Raw genomic sequence first — 5738 nt, 5'->3', positions numbered from 1 at the left:
AGTACGGCTTCCAGCCGATCGTCGTGTTCGACGAGCACGGGCGCTTCGTCACCGCTATCCTGCGCCCGACCAGGCGACCCAAAGGATCATCTCCCACACCTTGCCATGCTCCCCTTGGCGGATCGAATTCGAAAGTTGACGCGCGCCGTGTTTCACTTACTGTAATCGAATATTGCGGGCGATGCATCAATCAACAACAAACCGCAACGAGGGAGCGAAACGATGATTCATCACAAAGGCCTGACGCGCCGGGCGATCCTGAAGGGCTCGGCCGGGGCCGCCGCCTTGGCGACGATCGGGGCACCCGCCATCGTCGGGGCGCAGTCCGATGTCATCCGCGTCGGGCACCTGACCCCGCGCACCGGTTTTCTTGGGCCGTTCGGCGAGTACGCCGTCATGGGGGCGACCCTTGCCACGGAGGAAATCAATGCGGCCGGCGGCGTGCTCGGTCGCAAGGTCGAGATGATTGCCGAGGACAGCGTCAATCCCTCCACCGCCTCCACCAAGGCGGATCGAATGATCGGCCGTGACAACGTCATCGCCATCGTCGGCGAGATCAGTTCCGCCTCCGGTCTCGCCATCTCGCAGGTGGCCCAACGTGAGAAAAGACTATTCATTCAGACCGGCTGCAACTCCGACGAGCTGCGGGGTAAGGCGTGCAATCGATACATGTTCCACATCGAGGGCGCGAACACGATGTACATCAACGCGGTGGGGGAGAGCCTGAAGCGCGAAGGCATGGTCCAGGGCAAGAAGTGGTTCGGCTTAACCGCCGACTATGCTTACGGCCACGACCTGCTGGAGGTGAGTCGCCGTTACGCACAGAGGAATGGGGCCGACCTGTCGCAGAACGAGTTGGTGCCGACTGACAGCACGGACTTCAGCCCCTTCATCCTGAAGATCCGGCGCGCGCGGCCGGACGTGGTCTTCTCTAACCTGGCCGGCAACCAGATCACCAACTTCATCAAGCAGTACAAAGAGTACGGGCTGGACTTCCCGCTCGCCGGCGGCGGCTTCGACACGGCGGCCGCCTGGGGCGCCGGGCCTGAGGCATTCGCCGGCATCTGGCCGTCCCTCTGGCACCACACTGTCGACGCGCCGGGGGCCAAGGCCTTCGTCGAGGCCTTCAGCAAGCGCTGGGGCAAGCCGCCTGAGAACCAGGCCTGGGGCGATTACCTCGGCATGAAGATCCTAGCCCAAGCCATTGCCGAGACCAAGTCGACGGACGCCGAGGGCTTGGTCCGCCACCTCGGGTCCGGAGCCAAGTTCGACGTCCTAAAGGGGCGCGAAGGCTTTTTCCGAAGCTGGGACCACCAGCTGATGAACGAGATGTACACGATCCGGCCGAAGCCCGCCGCGCAGCAGTCCGACAAGTGGGACATGCTGCTGCTCGGCCAGCCGATCCCCAGCTCCGGTGAGGACCTCGAGCGCATCGCGCTCAGCCGCGAAGAGAGCGCCTGCACCATGACGTGACGGCCGCGCCGGCGCCCGCCGCCTTACCCAACGCGATCGCCCCCGTGGGATTTAACTGATGGAAGAGCTCCCTTTTGTCCTGGAGCAGGTGCTCAATGGCGTCGTCGTCAGCGCCTATTACCTGCTCATCGCCCTTGGCCTGTCGCTGATCTTCAGCCTGGGCGGGATCGTCAATCTGGCGCATGGCGCCTTCTATGCCCTGGGCGCCTACTTCGCCGTCGAGATCGAGCGGTATCTCGGTTTCACTGGTGCGCTGATCCTGTCGCCGCTTCTGGTGGCGGGGATCGGTATCGCGCTTGAGCGGACCATGTTCCGGCGCTTCTATCGCTCCGACCCGATCCTTGGCCTGTTGCTCACCTTCGGCTTGGCCATGGTGATCGAGCAGGCCATCCGCATCGTCTGGGGAGCAGCCCCGCTGCCGTTCCAGATCCCGGACTTCATCCGGGGGCAGCTTTTCATCGGTGATATGATCTTCCCCTACTACCGGCTGGCCATGCTGGCTGTCGCGGCGCTGGCCGTGGCGGGAACCTGGGTGCTGCTGAACAAGACCTCCTTCGGCCGGGTGGTGAAGGCCGGCGTCCAGAACCCCGATATGGTCGCTGTGCTCGGCATCTCGCTGGCCCCGATCATGACCGCGGTGGTGGCGCTGGGGATCGGCCTGGCCGCCCTCGCCGGCGTGCTGCTCGCCCCGATCTCTGGCGTTCATCCCGCCATGGGCGCCGAGATCATCACAGCCGCCTTCGTGGTGGTCGTCATCGGCGGGCTTGGCAGCTTCTGGGGCGTCGTGATCGCCGCCGTTCTGGTCGGCGTCGTGCGCGGACTGGCGATCCACTTCGTACCGGCCGCCGCCGAGGCATCGATCTACCTGTTGATGCTCCTGGTACTGCTGCTCCGTCCGCGCGGCCTGTTCGGCGAGCGCATCATGCGTTTTGAGTGAGGCCGCCGATGAGCATCGAAAAAGACACCGTATCAAGCCCCGTGGCGGCCGCTTCGTCCACAGTGACGGCGTCGCGGCAAGCCTCGCCCGTACCGGTGCAACTGATCATTGCCGCTGTCGGCATTCTCGTCCTGCCATTTCTGTTTCAAGCGATCGGCCTCACCTTCGACAGCGCGACGATCTGCCTGATCCTGGTGATCGCGGCCTTGGGCTTGAACCTGCTGGTTGGCTACACCGGCCTCGTCTCCTTCGGACATGGCGCATGGTTCGGCATCGGCGCCTATGCTGCGGCATTGATCCAGTTGAACTGGACACCCGGCGGCCTGTTCGCTCCGGTACTGGGAGCGGTCGCCGTCGTTGCAATGCTCGCCGTCGTCGCCGGGTTCCTGTTCCTGCGCCGGCGCGGCGTCTACTTCTCGCTGCTGACGCTCGCCTTCACGGCCATGACCTTCGCCACCGCCTTCCGGTGGACGGCGCTGACTGGCGGTGAGAATGGCATCGGCGGCATCCAGCGGCCGGTGCTGCTCGGCATCGATTTCAACGACCAGCGCCTCTTTTATGCTTTGGTCGGCGTCCTGACCCTTCTCCTGGCCACAGGCCTGTGGCGGCTTCTAGGATCTCCCCTGGGGCGAACGCTGGTGGCGATACGCGAGAACGAGCAGCGGGCTTCCTTCGCCGGATATCCGACACGCCGCTACAAGCTGGTCGCCTTCGTGATCTCCACGGTCGTCACCGGCTTCGCCGGCTCGCTGTTCGTGCTCCAGAACCGCTTCGCCTCGGCCGAGCCGACCAGTATCGCCTTCTCGGGCGAGCTGCTGGCCATTGTCGTGATCGGCGGCATGCGTAGCTTCCTCGGCCCGGCGCTGGGCGCTGTCTTCTACATCCTGTTTCGCGAGTACCTGTCGATGTGGACGGCGAACTGGCTGCTGTGGTTCGGTCTGCTTTTCGTCGGCTTCATCCTGTTCTCGCCAACCGGATTGATCGGCGTCGGCGCGCGGCTGTGGGCGATGATCCGCCCGCCCCCGACCGAGGACGCGGCCATGGCGAACCGGGTCTCCGCCCGCCGCGCGGAGGAGGCGACCACAGTGCCGGCCTTCCTGCGCGAAGTCGCGCGCACCGGCGGCGCTACTCTGATCTGCGAAGGGCTGGTCAAACGTTTTGGCGGTCTGGCTGCGGTCAGCGAAGTGTCCTTCACAGTCAAGAGCCGCACGCTCCACGCGTTGATCGGCCCGAATGGCGCTGGCAAGACGACGGTCTTCAATCTGATTTCCGGCATGTTTCCTCCGAGCGAAGGGACCGTGTGGCTGGACGGCAGGCCGGTCTCCGGACTGTCACCCCACCGCATCTGTCAGGTGGGGTTGGCCCGGTCGTTCCAGATCACCAACCTGTTCCCCGATCTGACCGTCGCGGAAAACATCCGCCTCGCGTCCCAGGCGCGGCACGCCCATCGCTTCAACGCGTGGCACCGAGCCGACGCGATCGAGGAGATCAACGCCGATAGCCGCGAGATCATCACCTTCATGGGCCTGGACGGGACCGAGCGGGCCTTGGCCGGCAGCCTGTCCTATGGCGGGCAGCGCCTTGTCGATATGGGCATAGCACTGGCGTCCCGGCCATCGATCCTGCTGCTGGACGAGCCGCTTGCCGGCCTCGCCGCAGCAGAACGCGAGCGCATATCGGCCCTGATCCGGCGCATCGCCGATCACATCCCGGTGCTACTGGTCGAGCACGACGTTGATCGGGTGTTCGGCATCGCGGATCAGGTGACGGTGATGAACCAGGGCCGTGTCCTGGTCGATGGTACGGTGGAGGACGCGCGCACCGACGCCCGCGTGCAGGAGGTGTATATCGGCGCCGGAACCTCCGCCATCGCCGCCCGCCCGCGCGAGAGCGCCGCCGGCGCCGCCATCGTGATGTCGGTCCGCGACGTAAACGTGTTCTACGGTAAAAGCCACATCATCAACGACGTGTCGTTCGACCTGCACGAGGGGGAGATCGTAGCCCTGCTGGGCCGCAACGGGGCCGGTAAATCGACGCTGCTCAAGGGCATCATCGGCACGGCACCCCCAGCCTCCGGCACTATCGAGTACGGCGGGCGCAACCTTGTCGGCCTGAGCGCGCCGGAGATCGCCCGCCTCGGCGTCGGCTACGTGCCCCAGGGGCGCGGTCTGTTCGCGGGCATGAGTGTCGCCGAGAACCTGATGCTGGGCCGCCTGCGCCGGCGTACCGGCGCCGGCAAGCACTGGGATGAGGACCGCATCTTCGAGTTCTTCCCGCGCCTGCGGGAGCGTCTCGACACGCCGGCCGACTACCTCTCGGGCGGCGAGCAGCAGATGGTCGCCGTTGCCCGCGCCTTGCATGGGGACGTGCGCGTGCTGCTGCTGGACGAACCATTCGAGGGCCTGTCGCCCGTCATCACCGAGGAGCTGTTCACGGCGTTCGACCGGCTGCGCCGGGAGATCTCCATTATCATCGTCGATCACAACCTTGATCTCGTGCTGGCCCTGTCCGACCGCACCTACGCGCTGGAGCGTGGGCGCGTGGTGCATCAGGGGCCGAGCCGGCCGCTTCTGGAAGACCTGGAGTACCGGCGCGAAGTCCTCTGGCTTTGAGGGCCGATCCATGAAGAAAGCAAGAAGGACCGAAACGTCATGACCAACGTGGGAATCATTGGAAGCGGCCTGATCGGACGGGCCTGGGCGATCGTGTTCGCCCGCAGTGGGTGCAACGTCCGTCTCGCCGATGCGTCAAAGCCCCAAGCCGAACAGGCGCTCGGCATCATCCGGACCGGGCTCGATGACCTCGACAAGGCGGGCCTGCTGACCGATCTGCCCGATGTCATCCTGGCCCGCATTGGCGTAGCCGACGGGGTAGGGGAGGCCATCGCCGAGGCTGACTACGTGCAGGAGAACCTGCCGGAACAACTCGATCTCAAGCGGGCCATCTTTGCCGAGCTGGACCACCTGACCCCGGCTCATGCCGTGCTCGCAAGCTCCACTTCGGCCATTCCCGGTTCGGACTTCACCGAAGGGTTGGCCGGTCGCGGGCGTTGTCTGGTCGTCCATCCCGTCAATCCACCGCATCTCGTACCCCTGGTGGAACTTTGCCGGACTCCATGGACAACGGACGACACGGTCGCGCGGGCCAGCACGCTCATGGAAAGCGTGGGGCAGGTGCCAGTCACGGTCGAGCGCGAGGTCGAAGGATTCGTTCTGAACCGGCTGCAAGGCGCCCTGCTCAACGAAGCCCTAAGGTTGGTGGCTTATGGCTACGTCTCGCCGGAGGACGTGGACCGGTGCGTGCGTGACGGCCTGGGTTTGCGCTGGTC

At 65.3% G+C, this 5738-nt stretch carries 4 protein-coding genes; all 4 read left to right on the top strand.

Going from position 1 to position 5738, the window contains the following annotated elements; translation table 11 throughout:
- The first annotated feature begins 222 nt into the window (after positions 1–222).
- Entirely contained in the window at positions 223–1473 is a 1251-nt protein-coding gene (locus tag AC5JJ6_RS38525; protein WP_496047109.1) for an ABC transporter substrate-binding protein, read from the top strand.
- A 58-nt stretch (positions 1474–1531) separates the two neighbouring features.
- Positions 1532–2410, top strand: coding sequence for a branched-chain amino acid ABC transporter permease (locus tag AC5JJ6_RS38520; protein ID WP_496047108.1), 879 nt, complete (start codon positions 1532–1534; stop codon positions 2408–2410).
- An 8-nt stretch (positions 2411–2418) separates the two neighbouring features.
- A complete protein-coding gene (locus AC5JJ6_RS38515; protein ID WP_496047107.1) occupies positions 2419–5022 on the top strand; it encodes a branched-chain amino acid ABC transporter ATP-binding protein/permease in 2604 nt (867 codons plus the stop codon).
- Between the two features lie 39 nt (positions 5023–5061).
- A partial coding sequence (locus AC5JJ6_RS38510; RefSeq protein ID WP_496047106.1) for a 3-hydroxyacyl-CoA dehydrogenase NAD-binding domain-containing protein occupies positions 5062–5738 on the top strand: 677 nt, incomplete at its 3' end.

The organism is Skermanella sp. (genome assembly GCF_059503625.1).
This window is presented reverse-complemented; position numbering and strand designations above follow the sequence as displayed.

Bases quoted from the DNA above. Each gene is read 5' to 3' on its own strand.
- AC5JJ6_RS38525 (WP_496047109.1), top strand. From the start codon at position 223: ATGATTCATCACAAAGGCCTGACGCGCCGGGCGATCCTGAAGGGCTCG.
- AC5JJ6_RS38515 (WP_496047107.1), top strand. From the start codon at position 2,419: ATGAGCATCGAAAAAGACACCGTATCAAGCCCCGTGGCGGCCGCTTCG.
- AC5JJ6_RS38520 (WP_496047108.1), top strand. From the start codon at position 1,532: ATGGAAGAGCTCCCTTTTGTCCTGGAGCAGGTGCTCAATGGCGTCGTC.